General features: G+C 60.0%; 13 protein-coding genes and 1 tRNA gene. 6 read left to right on the forward strand and 8 right to left on the reverse strand.

The features are described from left to right. Positions 1–68: 68 nt before the first annotated feature. The 5 genes from OHL16_RS14470 to OHL16_RS14490 all read left to right on the forward strand — a co-directional run bounded on the left by OHL16_RS14470 (position 69) and on the right by OHL16_RS14490 (position 6122). On the forward strand, positions 69–1376 hold the full coding sequence (locus OHL16_RS14470) for a glycosyltransferase family 87 protein (RefSeq protein WP_263367882.1): 1308 nt from the start codon (positions 69–71) through the stop codon (positions 1374–1376). Between the two features lie 45 nt (positions 1377–1421). Continuing rightward, a tRNA-Arg gene (locus OHL16_RS14475) sits at positions 1422–1498 on the forward strand. Positions 1499–1619: 121 nt separating this feature from the next. Next, positions 1620–1976 (forward strand): YciI family protein, encoded by a 357-nt coding sequence (locus OHL16_RS14480; protein WP_263367883.1) that lies wholly within the window; start codon positions 1620–1622, stop codon positions 1974–1976. 104 nt (positions 1977–2080) lie between these two features. Beyond that, positions 2081–3373, forward strand: a complete 1293-nt coding sequence (locus OHL16_RS14485) for an RNA polymerase sigma factor (protein WP_263367884.1) — start codon at positions 2081–2083, stop codon at positions 3371–3373. A 169-nt stretch (positions 3374–3542) separates the two neighbouring features. Continuing rightward, entirely contained in the window at positions 3543–6122 is a 2580-nt protein-coding gene (locus OHL16_RS14490; RefSeq protein WP_263367885.1) for a capsule assembly Wzi family protein, read from the forward strand. Between the two features lie 142 nt (positions 6123–6264). On the opposite strand, the gene OHL16_RS14495 is transcribed toward OHL16_RS14490, so the two are convergent. From OHL16_RS14495 to OHL16_RS14530, 8 genes are all read right to left on the reverse strand, one after another. After that, on the reverse strand, positions 6265–7311 hold the full coding sequence (locus OHL16_RS14495; RefSeq protein ID WP_263367886.1) for a glycosyltransferase family 9 protein: 1047 nt from the start codon (positions 7309–7311) through the stop codon (positions 6265–6267). Positions 7312–7623: 312 nt separating this feature from the next. Further along, complete coding sequence (locus OHL16_RS14500) at positions 7624–8880, reverse strand: GumC family protein (protein ID WP_263367887.1); 1257 nt, start codon at positions 8878–8880, stop codon at positions 7624–7626. Between the two features lie 123 nt (positions 8881–9003). After that, on the reverse strand, positions 9004–11739 hold the full coding sequence (locus OHL16_RS14505; protein WP_263367888.1) for an SLBB domain-containing protein: 2736 nt from the start codon (positions 11737–11739) through the stop codon (positions 9004–9006). Positions 11740–11937: 198 nt separating this feature from the next. After that, complete coding sequence (gene gatA / locus OHL16_RS14510; protein WP_263367889.1) at positions 11938–13404, reverse strand: Asp-tRNA(Asn)/Glu-tRNA(Gln) amidotransferase subunit GatA; 1467 nt, start codon at positions 13402–13404, stop codon at positions 11938–11940. Between the two features lie 26 nt (positions 13405–13430). After that, positions 13431–13757 (reverse strand): Asp-tRNA(Asn)/Glu-tRNA(Gln) amidotransferase subunit GatC, encoded by a 327-nt coding sequence (gatC, locus tag OHL16_RS14515; RefSeq protein ID WP_263367890.1) that lies wholly within the window; start codon positions 13755–13757, stop codon positions 13431–13433. Beyond that, the gene (locus tag OHL16_RS14520) at positions 13726–14067 is read right to left on the reverse strand and encodes a DUF721 domain-containing protein (protein WP_263367982.1); all 342 of its coding nucleotides are present in this window, start codon (positions 14065–14067) and stop codon (positions 13726–13728) included. Before OHL16_RS14520 ends, gatC begins: the two co-directional genes overlap by 32 nt. Positions 14068–14077: 10 nt before the next feature. Next, positions 14078–15226: a glycosyltransferase gene (locus OHL16_RS14525; protein WP_263367891.1), complete on the reverse strand. Its 1149-nt coding sequence runs from the start codon at positions 15224–15226 to the stop codon at positions 14078–14080. Positions 15227–15253: 27 nt separating this feature from the next. After that, positions 15254–15988, reverse strand: a complete 735-nt coding sequence (locus OHL16_RS14530) for a sugar transferase (protein ID WP_263367892.1) — start codon at positions 15986–15988, stop codon at positions 15254–15256. 382 nt (positions 15989–16370) lie between these two features. Between OHL16_RS14530 and rfbC the strand changes: the two genes are divergently transcribed. Beyond that, complete coding sequence (gene rfbC, locus OHL16_RS14535) at positions 16371–16934, forward strand: dTDP-4-dehydrorhamnose 3,5-epimerase (protein WP_263367893.1); 564 nt, start codon at positions 16371–16373, stop codon at positions 16932–16934. Positions 16935–17453 lie beyond the last annotated feature (519 nt).

A 17453-nucleotide genomic window follows, 5' to 3' on the forward strand; every position in this document is an offset into this window, starting at 1 on the left:
AAAATCACGCCGTCGGTGCAGAATGATCCTGTATTCCCTCCGCTGCAGCGCTTTTGCCACGGTGAAAAATGGCCTCAGCCTCGCAACCAGCAACCCCAACGCGGCCCGCCATCCGGCTCCCCCAAAGCCTGCACCGTCCTGCCCTTGTCTTACTTCTGATCGCCGTTGTGGTTGCGCCGCTCTGGCATCTCCACGTGATGAATCGCTGGATGCACGGTCGAACGGACCTGCTTCCGCCGTGGCTGGCAACCCGCGTCGTTCTGGAAGGCGGCGATCCATACTCCGACGTAACGACGAAGCAGATTCAGCTCAGCTACTACGGGCATATCCTCTCGCCATCCGAGACGGAGAAAGATGAGCAGGCCTTCGCCTATCCGATCTACACGGCGATACTCCTCGCTCCGCTCGCCTACCTCAATTGGGGCGTTGCCCGCGCTCTGTACTTCTGCGCGGCGACAGTCATGATCACTCTCAGCGTGCCAATATGGCTGCAGCTCACCGGGCTCAGGATCAGGGCAAACCAAATGGCCCTTCTAATCGTCCTTGTCCTTGCGAGTTGGCCCGTGATGGTCGCTCTGCGCCACCAGCAGCTCAGTATCCTGGTCTTCGCATTGATTACCGCAGGGTGTGTTCTCCTGCGGCATAAGCGGGAGACAAGCGCCGCCATTCTCTTTGCTCTCTCCACGATCAAGCCGCAACTTACAGTGGCTCTGATTGCATGGCTGCTCCTCTGGGCCATCTCCGGCCGCCGCTGGCGGTTTCTCGCTTCGCTGCTCGCAGCACTCTGCGGATTGTTCCTCGCCGGCGAGTGGATGTTGCATGGGTGGATCAGAGAGTGGCTCGCCGCCATGATCCACTACACGCATTACACGCACAGCACGTTTTTAGTTCCAATCCTGTTCATCCTGATTCCGGTCATTGGCCAGTGGGTCGGCGACGCGTTTCTGCTACTGCTGGCCTTGGCCGTGTGCCTCTGTCTCTGGAAGCTGAGACGCTGCAGGGCTGCTTCGGCCGAGTTTGGCATCGCCGTGAGCCTTTGCCTGGCCATCATGGTCACCCTCAGCCCCGCCACCCTTGTCTGGGTCTATAACCAGGTGGACCTTCTTCCAGGCTTTCTGATCCTGCTTTATGCCAGGTCCGCGAATCGCCCTGCGTATCTCGCGCGCCAGATCGCCCTCGGATTCCTCGCACTCAACTTCGCCCTGGTCTTTTTAGCGGTCCTGGGCGAAACCGCCTCCGGACCTTCGAAGTCCTGGGATCTGCTCCCCTACTGGAATGTTTTGCTCCCAGCCGTTGTCACCGTCGCCCTGTGTCTGAGGTTCAAGGTTGGAGGTGACACCCCAGATAACCTGCAGCCTGCTCTGCTACTCCCTTAATTCGTCCTCATCCCGCTACAATCAAGACAGGAACAGGCAACATCAGGGCGAGTAGCTCAATCGGATAGAGCACGAGCCTTCTAAGCTCGGGGTTGCAGGTTCGATCCCTGCCTCGCTCACCACCCTCCTAGCCTCTTCCTCCCCGCAGAATTCTTTCCACTACCTGTCGAAGTACCCGGGCCCCGGGCGTCATTGTAGTGACGGGCCATCCCGCCCGCCTAAAATCCACGATAGAGGTTTCCCATGAAATATCTACTGACGCTCTACGCAGAAGAGGCCGGTTGGTCACGTATGACCGAGGCCCAGAAGCAGCAAGGAGTGGCCGCCTACAACGCCTACAGCGAGGCCCTCAAGAAGGCAGGCGCCTATGTCGCTGCGAACCGCCTCCAGCCGATCGCCACTGCAACAACGGTCCGCGTCGCCGACGGCAAGCCGCAGGTGCTCAATGGCCCTTACGCCGACACAAAAGAGCAGTTGGGCGGCTTCTACCTCATCGACGTCCCCGATCTCGACGGCGCGCTCTCCTGGGCAGCTCGTTGCCCTGGAGCAAGCCATGGCACCGTCGAAGTGCGACCCATCTGGGAGTACACGACAAGCTAGCGGCCTCTAGCTCCTCCAACAACGCCTGCAGCAAGCCGGCGTCGTTGGAGGAGTAGCCGCCTCAGGCCATGGAACACAGTAGCCACTGTGCGGAGAATAAGCAGATGGACTCGCATGAAGTCGATGCGCAGGCGCACAGCACAGCGGAAGCAGTCGCACGCCGCAGCTACGGCAAGCTCGTCGCCTTTCTCGCCGCGCGCACACGCGACGTAGCTGCCGCCGAGGACGCCCTCTCCGAAGCATTTGCCTCGGCTCTCACCGATTGGCCGCGCAACGGCTGCCCTGGGAACCCTGAAGCCTGGCTCCTTACCGTCGCCCGCCGAAAGATGATCGATAGCATCCGTCGCAGGCAAAGCGGCGAGCTCGCGGCCGAGCAGCTTCTCCACGAAGCCGAAACCTTCGGCCCTGACCCCGCCGACGCCGAGATCCCCGACCGCCGGCTCGCCCTCATGTTTGCCTGTGCGCACCCTGCCATCGAAGCCGGAATTCGCGCTCCCCTGATGCTTCAGGTCGTGCTCGGGCTCGACGCTGAGATGATCGCCTCGGCCTTCCTCATGTCTCCCGCCGCCATGGGCCAGCGCCTCGTCCGCGCCAAGAACAAGATCCGGCAGGCGGGCATCCCCTTCCGCATTCCTGGCCGCGAAGACCTCCGCGACCGCCTCGAGACCGTGCTCGACGCCATCTACGCCGCCTTCACCGAAGGCTGGATCGACGCCGCCGGAACCGATGTCGCCCGCCGAGACCTCGCCGGCGAGGCTATCTTCCTCGGCCAGTTGGTCACCGCGCTGCTGCCGGCCGAACCCGAGGCATTGGGGCTGCTCGCCCTCATGTTTTACGCCGAAGCCCGCCGCCACGCCCGCCGCAACCCTCAGGGCGACTACATACCGCTCGCCGAACAGGATTCCGCGCTCTGGAACCAGCAGATGATCGACGACGCCGAAGCTCTCCTCCTCCGCGCCTGCGCCCTCGGCTCCATCGGCCGCTACCAGCTCGAAGCCGCGATCCAGTCGGCGCACGTCGCCCGCTGCCGAACCGGCCAGGCCAACTGGCCCGCGGTCGTGGAGCTTTACGATGCTCTGCTCTCCGTCTCCAACAACTCACCGGTCGTCACCATCAACCGCGCTCTCGCAATCGCCGAGACGCTAGGCGCCACCGCCGCACTCGATGCACTGCCAAAGACAGCCGCCGACGCGCGGCTCACCGAATACCAGCCTTACTGGGCCGCCCGCGCCGAGTTGCTTGCCAGAACCGGTGCCCGAGACGAAGCCCTGCAAGCCTACGAGATCGCCATCGGTCTCGAACGCGACCCCTCCGTCCGCCGCTTCCTCCAGGATCGTCAGTCCTCGCTGGAAAATTGCCCTGCTCGCTCCAAACACAGCCGCCGCCCCGGCTGCTGACTAGAAGCTGGCTTGCTGACCTGATTCCCCAGCTCACATAGAGAGCCGCCGCGCCGCCGCGCTATGGTAGCCTCCTCCCAGAGGGCTGCTCGCCTGACGCAGTCAGCCGCCTCGATCTTCCCCTATGCCTGTTGCCCCCAGAAGACCTCCCCTGCATTCCTATCTGGCGATGAATCTGCTACTTACGGTTGCGGCAACCTGCAGTTTCGCACAAAGCTACACACCGGCTGAACCCACCGCCTCCTCAAGCTCCATCCCCGATGCGCCCCAGCCACAGCCGCGGGCTGTCATCACGCAGCCGGCCGCTTCTACGCCCGCCAGAGAGCCGGAGCCGGTCACTTTTGTCGGAACGCCCAGGCGTATCCTGAACGACCAGAAAGCCATCTGGACCAGTCCGCTCCGTCTCCGTCCCGACGACGCCCTGTGGCTCGTTCCCTTCGGTATCTCCACCGGCCTGCTGATCGGATCCGACCAGCACACCATGACCCGGGCCATTCACATCAATTCGAGCGATCAGAACAAGGCCAACAATCTCTCCAACGGAGCTGTCGTCGCCCTCGGCGCCATCCCCGCCACCGGCTACCTGGTGAGCCTCGTCAACCACGCCCCACAGGCCCATGAGACCGGCCTGCTCGCCGGCGAAGCGCTCGCCAACAGCCTTGTCGTCAATCAGGCCCTTAAGCTCGTTTTTCGCCGCGACCGCCCCACCGTCAACAACGCTGCAGGAGATTTCTTCTCCGCCAAAAACCTCGACTCCTCCTTTCCCTCCAATCACTCCACCGCTGCCTGGTCGATGGCCGCCGTCGTCGGATCGGAGTATCCCGGCTGGCTCCCCCGCCTCGCCGTCTACGGCCTGGCCTCAACCGTCAGCGTCAGCCGAGTCCTCGCCGAGCAGCACTTTCCCTCCGACGTCCTCGTCGGCAGCGTAACCGGCTGGCTCATAGGACGTTACGTCTATCGCGCTCACCACGACCACAACGTCAACCCCTACGAATCGCAGCCATTTCTCCGCTACAACAGTCCACTACCGCAGTCCTCCCCCGCAACAACTCCCGCGGCAGCGGCCGCAGCCGTCGATCCGCTGAACCAGGCCATCACCAGCCTCGCTCCGCCGTCTCTGCCCAGCCGCAACGACATCACCTTCGACGCCGATCCTGACACCATCGGCTCGACTAACGTACCGATGGACAGCTGGGTCTACTCTGCGCTCGAGCGACTTGCCGCCCTCGGCCTCGTCCCCAGCCAGAGCATCGCCATCCGTCCCTGGACGCGCCAGGAATGCCTTCGCCAGCTCCGCCAAGCCGAAGACCTCATCGACCGGGAAGGATCGAGCACGGGCCTGATCGACGAAGCCAACCGCCTGATCGTCGATCTGCGCCACGAGTTCGAGGAAGAGCCGGCAGCGTACCAATCCTTAGCACTGGAGTCCATCTACGCCCGCTACGGAACCATCGCAGGCCCCGCGCTCGCCGACAGCTACCACTTCGGCCAGACCTGGTGGAACGACTTCGGCCGCCCGCTCGGCCGCGGCGGAAGCTTCATCGCCGGTTTCTCCGTCCGCGCGCATCACGGACGCCTCTTCTTTTACAGCCGTGAAGAGTTCCAGCACGGCCCCGGCACCGCGGCGTACTCTCCAGAGGTCTACCAGTTCATCTCCCACCTCGACGGCACGCCGCTTCCATCCCCCCTCCCCACAAGCACTCCCGCCTTCAACCGGCAAAGGCCGATAGAGCTCTACGGCGGAGTTGCCTTCGCAGGAAACGCGCTCTCCTTCGGCAAGCAGCAGATCTACTGGGGACCAACGGTCATGGGACCGCTCGCTTTCTCCAGCAACGCCGAGCCAACCTACAGCCTCCGCTTCGTCTCAACGCGGCCCCATCCGCTCCCGTTTGTGCCCTCATGGGGCACCTATCGCTTCGACATTGTTCTGGGCAAGCTCTCCGGGCATCGTTACCCGGAGCGCCCCTGGTACAACGGCCAAAAGGCTGACTTTAACTTCGGCGACAATCTGGAGATAAGCTTTACGCGATGGTCGGTCTTCTGGGGAATCGGCCACCCGATCACGCTGCACAGCTTTCTAAATAACATCTTTAGCTTCAATTCCACTGGAAACGGCATAGGGGGAGGAAGCGGCGAATTTGGCGATCGCACCGATCCCGGCGATCGCAAGAGCAACTTTGACTTCCGATATCGTCTTCCCGGCCTGCGCAAGATTGTCACACTCTACGCCGATGCGTACTCCGACGACGATCCCAACCCCATCGCCGCGCCGCGGCGCGCAGTATGGAATCCTGGCATCTACTTCGCTCGTCTTCCATGGCTTCCGCACATGGATCTTCGAGCAGAAGCAGTCAGTTCAACCGGCTTATTCACCGACTTCGGCGGCTTCCACTACTTCATCAACAATCAGTATCGGGACTCGAACACGAACAAAGGCTTCCTCCTCGGCAACGCCATCGGACGTGACGCTCGCGCAATCGAAGGCCGTACAGGATACTGGTTCTCCTCCCGCACGCGCATCGAAGCCGGCTACCGCCAGAACAAAGGCGGAACCGCGTTCCTTCCCGGAGGGGCAACCATCACCGATGGATTTCTCAATGGCTCCTACGCCTTCAGTCCCAGTCTTCGCGCGCAGTTTTTCACCCAATACGAGCGCTTCCTGATCCCCTCGTACCTGCCCGGCTCCCATCACAACGTAAGTGGATGGCTCCAACTCACCTGGGAACCCAAACTTCGCGTCGACCGCTAGGGCCTATCAACAATAGCACCCGGGTAGACATTTGATTTTTACGTTGAGAGTGTCATCCTGAGCGGCGCCCCTCGCAGTCTCATCGCGAGAGGCGCCGCTCAACTGCAGGAATATATGTCGATGCGCCGCTAGTCCGCCTCTACTAGACCTCAGGAAGGATGAGCCGCGGAGGCGAGGCCAGCCCAGCCGCCTTTCGCTCCAGCAAGGAATCGATCTCCCGCATCACCAGCTGTGTGCTGATCTGCTCCATACAGCCGTTATGCTTGCATGGAGCGAAGTTCCTGCCGTCATAACAGGGCCGGCAGGCAAAGTTGACTCCTCCCCAGATCCCCGTCACATACGGTCTGCGCGGAAGGAAGTTCCCCGGATCCGTCGGACCAAACAGGCCAACGATTGCAGCGTGGCTCAGTCCCGCGAGATGGAGCGGCCCTGTATCGTGCGAGACCACAACATCACACTGATCGCAAGCCATAATCACCTGCGGCAGGGTAAGCGCACCAATACAGTCCTTCACAGCCAGACTCTCAAAGTAGGGTCGCACCCAGGCGTCGTCAGGGCCGCCCAGCAACACGACCTCCCAACCCCTCGCGAGAAGCACCTTCGCGAGTTCGGCATAACTCTCCGCCGACCACCGCCGCAGAGCCTGTTGTCGCAGCATATTGCTCGCGCCGGCCGGGACCAGGGCAACTCTGGTACGTGACTTCTCCGGCAATGGAGGCGGCCCCGGCAGCCTGTCCGGGCGAATCGGTGCGATGCTCTCCGGGCTCCAGCCGTCATCTTTGCCCAACAGAATCCTGGCATACTCGTCTGCGTGATTGCGGCCTGGAATGAGCAGCCTGTCGCGGGAACTTCGGGAAAGCGTCAGCTTCTTCGCGGCTCTTACGGGAAGCGATAAGAACTTGTAGCGATCGTCATAGTAGAGAGTCGCACACAGGTCGTACCGCTCTCCTGAAACTCTCCGCCACAGATCCGCAATCGAGCTCATTCTTTCCCAGGGGTTGCCCGTGAGGATCTTGCGGTCGTCTGCCGGCAACAAGCTGATCCAGGAATAGCATTCGAGCAGAGGCTGAACCATCGAGCCGCAGACCCAGTCAATATGCGCTCCCGACTCATACAAGGCCCGCGCCGCGGGCAGCAACATAATCACATCGCCAATTGCACCAAACTTGATTAGGAGTGCCTTCCGCACCAGCGGCGATTTCCTCTCTGACGGTGATTTCTCACTGCTCTCAGTATGGCCCATCCTGAATGGCCACACAAGATTGCCCATCTCCATGGCGATTAGGCGGCGAATACTTCCACTGATCGCCGGCGATGACGTGTCTCAGTCGCGAGCCCAGGCGCCTCCGTCTAGGCACGACAGGTTCACCGTCCACTGCGCTTCGCTCAGCAGCTCTTGTCGCTTCCTCTGCCTCCCAGCAGAAGCTCATCAAACAAACTGCCTCACGAGTAAGTCCCTCGCCTGAGACCGATCCGATTCATGCAACCAGTCCCTGACAGATCAGGCATGTCTTCGCCATCGAGAAGCGTCGCGCACGGCGGCGAGTTTCGCCCTGGTATCGGGATCCTGAGACAGCGCCCCAAGCCTGTATCGCACAACGACCCAGACCAGCCCGAGAAACGCCCCTAGCACAAAGGCCAGCAACGTAAACAGAGTGCGCAAAGGGCCTGACTTTGTATCTGGCACGACTGCATAATCGACGACCTGCATGAGAGGAGCCGAACGTGACTCATCCAGTCGAGCGGACTCATACTGCCGTAGCAACAACTCATACAGAGCCTCGTGATATTTCACTTCACGAGCCTTGCGCACATAGTTCAACGTTGCCCCGGGAACCCGGGAAGTCGGAACCTCGACGTTACCAGATCCCCCTTGTTTCCCGGAGTTCTCCAATCTTCCCAACTCCGCTCTAAGCCCGGCAATTTCGGAGCGAAGACGGATCACCTCGGGATTCTGCTCTGTAGCCGCCTGGCTCAGAGCCTCAAGTTGCACCTCACGGCTTGATATCTCAGCGTGCGTCCGCGCGATCGTCTGAAGCTGCAGTTGCGTCTGCCCCCCGGGAAGGATCATCCCTGTCTGTTGCTGCACCTTGGTCAAGTCGACTTCCGCATCGGAGAGCGTGTTCTTTTCCTTCTCCAGTTGCCTCTCGAAAAAGAGCCGTTTCTGGCCCGCGTCGGTAATGGCGATTCTGTCGCTGAGCTTATGAAGGTCGGCAAGATACGCATTCGCAAGATCGGCCGCGCGCTTCGGGTCATGGTCCGTAACGCTGATCACGACAATCGTGTCTTTTCCCGCAGTGAAGTCGCTGTGGAGCCTGAGTGCTCTCTCCGTCTGGCTCAGCTTCTTGGTCTTGTAGACCTTTGCCAGGTCAAACTGACGGATAATGTCGTCAGCGACAGTGCGGCTCTTCAGCATGCCTACATAAATCTGCGTCGGATCTCTGAATCCACCCAGGGCGCTTCCTGCTCCGCTCAACGCACCCAATTGCCCCAGCAGTGCGGAAGGCCCGGATGTCATGGAGTTTGGCGGCAGAAAGGAAGCTTCAGCCGTATAGGTCGGCTTCATCAGAACCAACACAATGGCAGTTAAGACCGCAGGCCCAAACGCGAACTTCAGGATCAGTGATTTGTTGGCCAGCAGTACGCGGAGAAGGTCGAGCAGATCAATCTCGTCTTCCTGCGCGAGTGCCTCTTCCCGCTCACCGAGGGTTGTCGCCGAGAGATTCTCGTCATGTGTGGCAAGGGTCCGCTCTTCCATCCTAGTAGCCCCTCACTTCGCTGCATTGCATCTTTGTTCCCTCGGCTGCACTGTCTTCGGCCTCAAATCTCAAGCTGACCTTGCTTCCAGAACGCCCCAACGCGAACGCCTCTCCGGCATTGGCTACCTAAACACTACGTTACCCGCGGCTATGGCGATTCCTAGCTGACCGGCAATCTGCGCCAGGTTTACGATAAGACGTATCGTTCTGCCCTTATCAAGATTGAGAGGCACAATGATCGTATCGCCCGGATAGAGATGCAGAGACTCGAATCCGCTTCCTCGAAGGCTCGAGCTGTACTGTTTGCTGATGACAGCGCCGCTCGCCCGAACCACGTACGCGCGACTCTTGTCGGCATCGCGGTTCGCGCCACCTGCCTCCCTCAGATAATCTCCAAGCCGTTTGTGAGGATTGAAGACAAAAGAGTTCTGATCGTAAACCGCTCCATCGACGTTCACGGTTGACGGGATGCGAGGCACAATAAACTTGTCTCCATCCTCCAACGGAAGGTCTGGGAGTTGATCCAGGTCCTGGCTGTCGGCAGGAATCTGAAGCACGATTCGGCCGGTCGCTTTTGCTCGCCTCAGGCTATTCACCACGCTTTGGCCTTGCTGTTGCGCCGCGGCCAGAGCCGCCGCGTCCTGTGCACTAATGGCCTGGCCCACGTTGTTCGTAGCATTCGTGCTCACCTGAAGCGCGATCTGATCAACATATTGATTTAAGCGCTGCTGTTGTTCGCGGCGCGTCGACTCACGCGTGAACTCCGCTCCATAAAGGTAGGCGTCCGGTGTCAGGCCTCCGGCACGTCGAATCAGTTGCCGCAGAGTCTCCCCGGGCCTCACGCTGTAAATTCCCGAGGACTTGAACTCTCCCTCCAGACGCACAAATCGAGTCTGCTCCGCCTGTGGAACGTGGATGTCCGCCTTGGAGAAGATCGTCACAACATCTCCCGGCAGCAACTCCAGGTTCTGCGAAGCGTCGCCCTGCAGCACGAGCTTACCAAGATTGAACGGCAGCAGAAATGTCGTCAGATCTTCCTTGCTCTGTCGTTCAATGACAGCGTAGCTCCAATCAATATCCGGCTCGTTCAGCTTGACGTCGTTGCGCGGGCGGAACTTTCCTGACGAAGAATTGGCCACGCTGGGACCGACACTCGCATTGGCCGTACCTGATTGGGTGGATGTCGCCTGTTGAGGCGTCTGAGAGGCCCCCGAGGGCGGAGTGTACCGATCGTTGTTGCCCGTCGCGGATGTCGCTGTGCTCGGAATCTCTCCGCAGTCCAGGGCTCCGTCGGTTGTCGACGAATCGACGTCTTCCGTGTCAGATCTCTTCTCAGAAACGCCTTCCTGGTTCCCAAAAGGAAGACCGAACAGGTTCATATTTCTCGTGGATGAGTATCTCCAGTTAGGGTTGTCTCCCTCTTCTCCGAAGGGAAGGCCGTAGCGCAAACTCGGAATCCCATAGCCGGACGTGGGAAGACACGTCGGGACGTAAGTCAGCATCGGCTGGCCAAGCTTACTGCGCTTCAGCCAATAGTCCCTCGTAATGAGAGATTCTTTGTCCGGCAGCAGGTCGCGAATACGCATGCCGGTTCTCCACGCGTACCGCCCCGGATTCGCCACGTTACCCCGAAGCGTCACCGCGTCTTTGTATTCTCCCGTCACCGCCACAAACTCCAGCAGATCGCCGTCCTGCAGCGTCGTCGCCTTTCCCTGGGCGTCCAGCGCCACCTCGATCATGCTCCGCGTCCTGCGGTTGTCGACGCGCTCCAGACGAACCTTTTCTCCCTGCGCGACACTCGTCAGGCCGCCTGCCATTTGCAGCATATCGTCGACCGTCGTGTTCCCCGGCGACTTCAACTCATAGATCGCAGGGACATTGACGCTGCCAGATACCGCAACCTGGGCCCCCACAGGCGGAATGTAGATCACATCCCCAGGCAGCAACGGCGCGTCGTTCGACTTGTCACCGTGCAGCAGAAGATCGTACAGATCGAACTCGACAACAGTCTTTCCCGCCCGGCGTAACTGGATATGGCGCAGGCTGCCCTGCAGCGACGGGCCGCCTGTCGCAAACAGCGCATTAACCAATGTGCTCAGAGAGCTGATCGTGTAGGTTCCCGGCCGCCTGGCCTGCCCGACCACAAACACCTGAATCGAACGCAACTGCCCCATGCTCACGTTGAGATCAAAGTTGCGAAAGACCCGGCTCATCTGGCTCTTGAGGTAATCCTGCACCTGCCCAAACGCCATTCCGGTAACACGTACAGCGCCAACCTGGGGAATATAGACGTTGCCAGAGCGGTCAACCAGGTAGCGGCCGTTGAGCGTGATCTGTCCCCATGCCCGGATCAGAAGTTCGTCACCCGGACCAATGAGATAATCCGGCGTCACCGGCACCAGATCCAGTGGCGCAAAGGTCGTCGGCGGATTGCGGAAAAGCGACGCCCCATAAACAGGCAGCGATCTCCCGATCGAGTTCGCCACAAACTGCTGAAACTCAGTTGGCGAATCCAGCGGCAGACGGACCTGCTCCCTCTGGTTCAACCTCGACGTCGTCTGGGGCGTCGTTTCATTATTATTGTTATTGTTATTGTTATTGCCGTATTGCGTATTTTCCTGTCCGAGAAAGATGCCCTGATTGCGCTGCTGCTGCTGAGAACTGGTCTGCTGCGTATTGGTCTCGACGCTGGGTTGCACCCCGCATCCTAGATCGGTTGGATTGCACGCAGTCGGCTGCTGCGTCGACAGGCTTCCGAGAATCTGAGTAGGGTCTGCTGACTGAGCAAACGCTGCGCTCCCAACGGTCAATAGAACCACACACGCAAGCTTGAACAACGCGGGTGAGCCTGACTGCATCTTCCTGAATCCTCGCAAAATCCGTTACTCCTGACGACCAGCCAAAGTCCTCTGCCTTCGATGGACTGGACGGCGCGCAATGCCGAGACGAGTCCTCGGTCCATTGACTGCCTCCAGCATACCCGAATGCTCCTTCCAGGCCGGTCCCGAAGAAGCAGGGCGAAACCTCGACGATACCCTGAGTTATGCCACTTCGGCCTAGTCGCTCGCCATACCTGCCTGCCGACCCTGCTCCGTCTCGACCGCCTGCGCCACACGCAGCATCGTCTCTTCGTCGAAGTGCTTGCCGAGTATCTGCACACCGATGGGAAGACCGTCCCTGGTCTCACCGCAAGGAACACTCACGCCGCACAGACCCGCCAGACTGGCCGCCACCGAGTAGATGTCCTCTAGGTACATCTTCACCGGATCGTCCGTCTTCTCTCCCAGCCGGAACGCCGGCGTCGGAGTTACCGGAGCTACCAGTACATCCACATCGGCAAACGCCGCCAGAAAGTCGCGCGTCAGCAGCGTCCGAACCTGCTGCGCCTTCTTGTAGTAGGCATCGTAGTACCCCGCGCTCAGCGAGTAGGTTCCCAGCAGGATGCGCCGCTTGACCTCGGCTCCAAACCCCGCGTCTCTCGTCTTGCGGTACATATCCGCGAGCGCCTTCGCATCGCCATCCCGCAGGCCAAACCGCACGCCGTCAAACCGCGACAGGTTCGCCGACGCCTCCGCCGTCGCAATGACGTAATAAGTCGGAATCGCATACTTGGTGTGCGGAAGACTCACCGGCTTAGCGATGCATTTTTCGTCCTTGAGGCCGTCGAGGACCTTCTCGATCGCAGCCCGAATCTCAGGATCCAATCCCTCGCCGAAGTACTCCTCCGGCACACCGATCTTCAGTCCTTCAACCGGCTTCTCCAACCCCGCCACATAGTTCCCAACCGGCCGTTCGGAAGACGTTGCGTCCAGATGGTCCTGTCCCGCAAGCACCTGCAGGACAGTCGCGGCATCCTTGACGTTCTTTGTGAGCGGCCCCACCCGATCGAGCGACGAAGCGAAGGCAATCAATCCATAGCGGCTCACCCGCCCATATGTCGGAAGCACTCCGACAACGCCGCAAAACGCCGCAGGCTGCCGGATCGACCCTCCCGTATCCGTCCCAAGCGACGCAACTGCAAGGTTCGCGGCCACCGCAGCCGCCGAGCCTCCGCTCGACCCGCCCGGCACCCTGTCTGTCGACCGCGGGTTCCGGACCGGCCCATATGCCGAATTCTCATTCGAGCTGCCCATGGCAAACTCATCGCAGTTCAGCTTGCCCAGCAGCACCGCTCCCGCGGCCTCCAGCCGTGACACAGCAGTCGCATCGTAAGGCGGCCGATACCCCTTGAGGATCAGCGACCCCGCTGTCGCCGGCGCTCCCTGCATCGCCAGCACGTCCTTGATCCCCACCGGAACACCAGCCAGCGGAGGCAGCCCTTGTCCCCTGGCCGCCATCTCGTCGATCCTCGACGCCTGCGCCAGAGCCCGCTCCCGGCTCAGGGAGAGGTAGCTATTGATCGCACTGTCCTTCTCAGCAATCTGCGCGTAGTGCAGCTCTGCAAGGCTCGTTGCCGTCGTCTCGCCTGCCGCCACTGCGGCGCGAATGCTATCAATCGTCAAACCAGCAAGACCTGAATTCATCGTCTCCAAACTCTCTCTTCCGCTCTCTACCGCTCAATCACCTTGGGAACCTTGAAGAATCGCCCGTCTGTCTCGGGAGCGGCAGCCATCACCGGAACCCGGTCCACAGATGGCTGCAGTGCATCCTGCCGCAGCGTCTCCCCGTGCTTCGACATATCGCCGCCAAGCACCTCGCCGACCTGCGCCATCGGGGGCACGCTCTTCGTATCCAGCTCATTCAACTGAGCGACGTACCCCAGAATCGCGTTAAGGTCCCGCTGCATGCGCGGCTCTTCTTCCGCGGTCAACTCCAGATTTGCCAACTCCGCCACCCGTCGAACGTCATCGAGGGTTACGCCGGCCTGTTCGCTCATTGCTGTCTTTCCTCTTTCGGACTACTGCTCCAAACTTCTTCTCCTCAAAGTGTATCCCGGCGACCTTCGCCCCAGCGATCCTGCGGACCTCCGCCTCCAGATGCGACCGCATACTCACCATCTGCCGCATCCACGCAGCGTCTGCGACCTCGACGTGGACCACGCCATCCACAAATCCCACGACGGTTCCCCGTTCCGCAAGAGCGCGCCCGCACGCCACCGTCCAGGCTGCCGCGATGCGGTCTTCATCGCTCATCGCCCGCAGACTCTGCCCCAGGGTGCTCCTCAGAATGTCCCGCAGCCCTTCCATACTCACAACCTTATCTCGTCCCCGGCAGAGCCATCGAACTCTCTGCCTCAGGCACCACCGACATCACAAACTCCCGCATCCGCTGCAAGAACACCTCGGTGGAAAACCCAGCAGCCCATCTCCGAATTGCCACCGGATCAAACGCGCCGGCAGACTCCGCAGCCTCAAATCGCAGAATTCCGTCGATCAGCGAGTCTACCGTCTGCTCCCCAAAGTAGACTCCCGTCGCCTCACCTGCGGCAACCTGCTCTCCTGCGCGCACCGTCTCCAGCGATCCTCCGACGCCATACGCAATCACAGGGCGGCCGCAAGCCTGGGCCTCCAGAGGAACCATCCCGAAGTCCTCATCCGCGGCAAACAACAGCGCTCTGCACTCGGCATACTCACGCCACAATGCCTCGGTCGAAAGCTCCCCCAGAAACGTCACCCCGGACGCCGCGGTCTTGCGCAGCCGCGCCTCCTCCGGCCCGGTTCCTGCAATCCGAAGCGTACGGCCCAGACGCGAGCAGGCCTCAATCATCAACTCCGTCCGCTTATATCCCACCAGACGTCCCGCGCACAGATAATGCTGCTCCGGCCTCGACGAGGTCTGCGCCCGATCAAGATCAATCGGTGGATGAATCACCGTGCTCTCGCGTCCGTAAACCCGATGGATGCGATCGGCGACGTATCGCGAATTGGCAATGAAGTAGTTCACGCGCTCTGCGGCCTCGCGGTCCCAGTCCCGGATGCGGCCCGCCATCAGCGTAAAGGCCGCCCGTGTCACCGGGTCCATCTGCGCGCGGTAAGCCTCATATCCGTCATAGAGATAGCGCATCGGCGAATGACAGTAGCAGATGTGCACCGCCTCAGGGTCGACCCGCACTCCCTTGATCGGCCCGCTGTCCGAGGAGATCACGAGGTCGAATCCTCGCAAGTCCAGCCCCTCCGTCGCGGCCGGATACAGCGGCATCATGTGCCGGTGGTAGCTCTTTGCTAACGGAATCTTCTGCAGAAAAGAGGTATGAATCCCGCGATGACGCAGCCCATCTGGGGTCCCGCGCGAATCGACCAGCAGAGTAAAGATCTCAGCCTGTGGAAACAGCGAAGCAATGCACTCCGCGACGCGCTCCCCGCCGCCTCGCGTCACGAACCAATGATGAACGATGGCGACCTGCACCTGCTCCTACCTCTTCACAACGCTCTGCTAGTACGCTCCGTCCTGATTGATCACGGACGAAAATGTCTTCAGCAGAATCACAGCATCCCTGCGCAACGACCATCGGTTCACATAGTCACAGTCCAGCGCCACTCGCTCTGCATAATCCAGTTCGCTGCGCCCCGAGACCTGCCAGAGGCCGGTCAATCCCGGCTTCACGCGGCAGTAGCAGTTGAATCCCTCCGCGTACTTCTCCACCTCCGCCGCCACAATCGGCCGCGGCCCCACCAGGCTCATCTGTCCCATCAGCACGTTCCAGAACTGCGGCAGCTCATCGAGACTGTACCGCCGCAAGATCCTCCCGACCGATGTGATCCTCGGATCGTTCCGCAGTTTGTGCGTCTTGGTCCACTCCTCTTGGGCCTTGGGATTCCGCGCAAGATGCTCATCAAGAATCTCCGTCGAGTTCACGCACATCGTCCTGAACTTCCACATGGAAAAGAACCCGCCGCTCTTCCGTATCCTCCTGTGGGAATAGAATACCGGGCCCGGGGAGTTCAGCTTCACAATCAACGAAACGATACCGATCGCAACCAAAATCAGCGGCGAGGCAGCCACAACCAGGAACACATCCATGCAGCGCTTGATTACTCTGTACCGAAACTCCGCCGCTGGCCCTATCGTCACCCGTGAGTTTCTGACGAGGGCCCGGGTACTGATCTCCGGATACGTATAGGAATTTTCGAGCGTCGCAATGTGCTGGGGAGATTGAGAGTCCTGCATTGCAATCCTATATCTGTATGGCCCCCGTCCTGCGCTTGTCCTCGCGGGAGGTGCTCATAGCGGTTGGTCGTGCCTGGTAGTCGTGGCAAACCGCTCGACCAGGGGTGTTTCAACCCCAGACCCGCGAATGCCAATCAGCTCAGCTATTGCCCGTGGCGTCTGCGCGCCGGTGAATCTGGTCTGTTTATCGACAACCGGGAAAATTTACTTCAGATTTCTTCTCTTGCTTAGTGTAGCGACATCTACAACGCTTGCAGTTTACTAGTCTTGCTCCACGCAAATGTCACAGAGACCTAACAGTTTCGCAAATTCTTCGTACCACTTTGGGACAGTGTCCTGACATGGCGGCCCCCATGCTGCCGGTTGCGAATAAACTGCTTAGATGCAGGTCTTCGAGACTCCAGTTACCGATGTTAAGCTTCTTCAACCCCGAAGGTTCGCGGATAGTCGCGGATGGTTCAGCGAAGTTTTCAGCCAGGCTGCCTTTTCTTCCGCTGGTCTCCCCTCGCATTTTGTTCAGGATAACCAATCTTACTCCGTGAGAGGAGTCCTTCGCGGTCTCCATTACCAGCTTGGTAAGCCTCAGGGGAAGCTGGTCCGCGTCCTCTCCGGCCACATCTGGGACGTCGCTGTCGACCTGCGCCGCAACTCCCCCGACTTTGGCCGCTGGGCCGGCTTTCACCTCAAGCCTTTCAACGACTCCGGCGAGATCCAGATGCTCTGGATCCCGGAGGGCTTCGCCCATGGCTTTCTGGTGCTCTCCGACACGGCCGAGGTCCTCTACAAGACCACCAACCCCTACTACCCCGAAGGCGAACGGACGATCCTCTGGGACGATCCCACCCTCCAGATCACCTGGCCCCTCGAAGCTCTCGGCCACTTGATACCCATGGTCAGCCCCAAGGACGCTCAGGGGACCCTCTTCGCCTCAGCCGAGCTGCCCTAGAGCCAGCCAGCCCCTGCCATTCACGACCGATGTCATTCCGAGCCGTTGCGTACTTTGCGCCACCTTCGCGTCCTTTGCGTTCGCCGTTGCACTTGCACTGCTTCCAACCGTCACTCAACAACGAAGCTAGCTCCAACAACCCACAGATTTCCACAGAAATCCTGTCAAGCCCCAAAAGCCCTTCAACATCTCGCCCAAATCCACCAAGCAAAACAAAATAAACCACTTCCAATTAAAAAATAAAACCCACGCAAAGTGGCAGAGTAGTTTCCCTCAATTCACTAAAATAGAAGAAGCACAGAAAGAGATAAAGCCGGGAGCTAGTCCCCGGCCTTATCTCTTTTTAGATCAAGATTTTTACGCTAACCCAAGCATTTTCAAGATTTTAGCGAACATGGTTTCACCAAATAAATGAAAACAATGCACTTACATAAAGTAAAGGGGGATGGGGGGGTATCCCCCCAGAAAGGGGGCAGACAAACTGTCGATACCGCCAAAGCTCAGGCGCAAGAAATGACG

The organism is Edaphobacter bradus, from assembly GCF_025685645.1.
Lineage (GTDB): Bacteria > Acidobacteriota > Terriglobia > Terriglobales > Acidobacteriaceae > Edaphobacter > Edaphobacter bradus.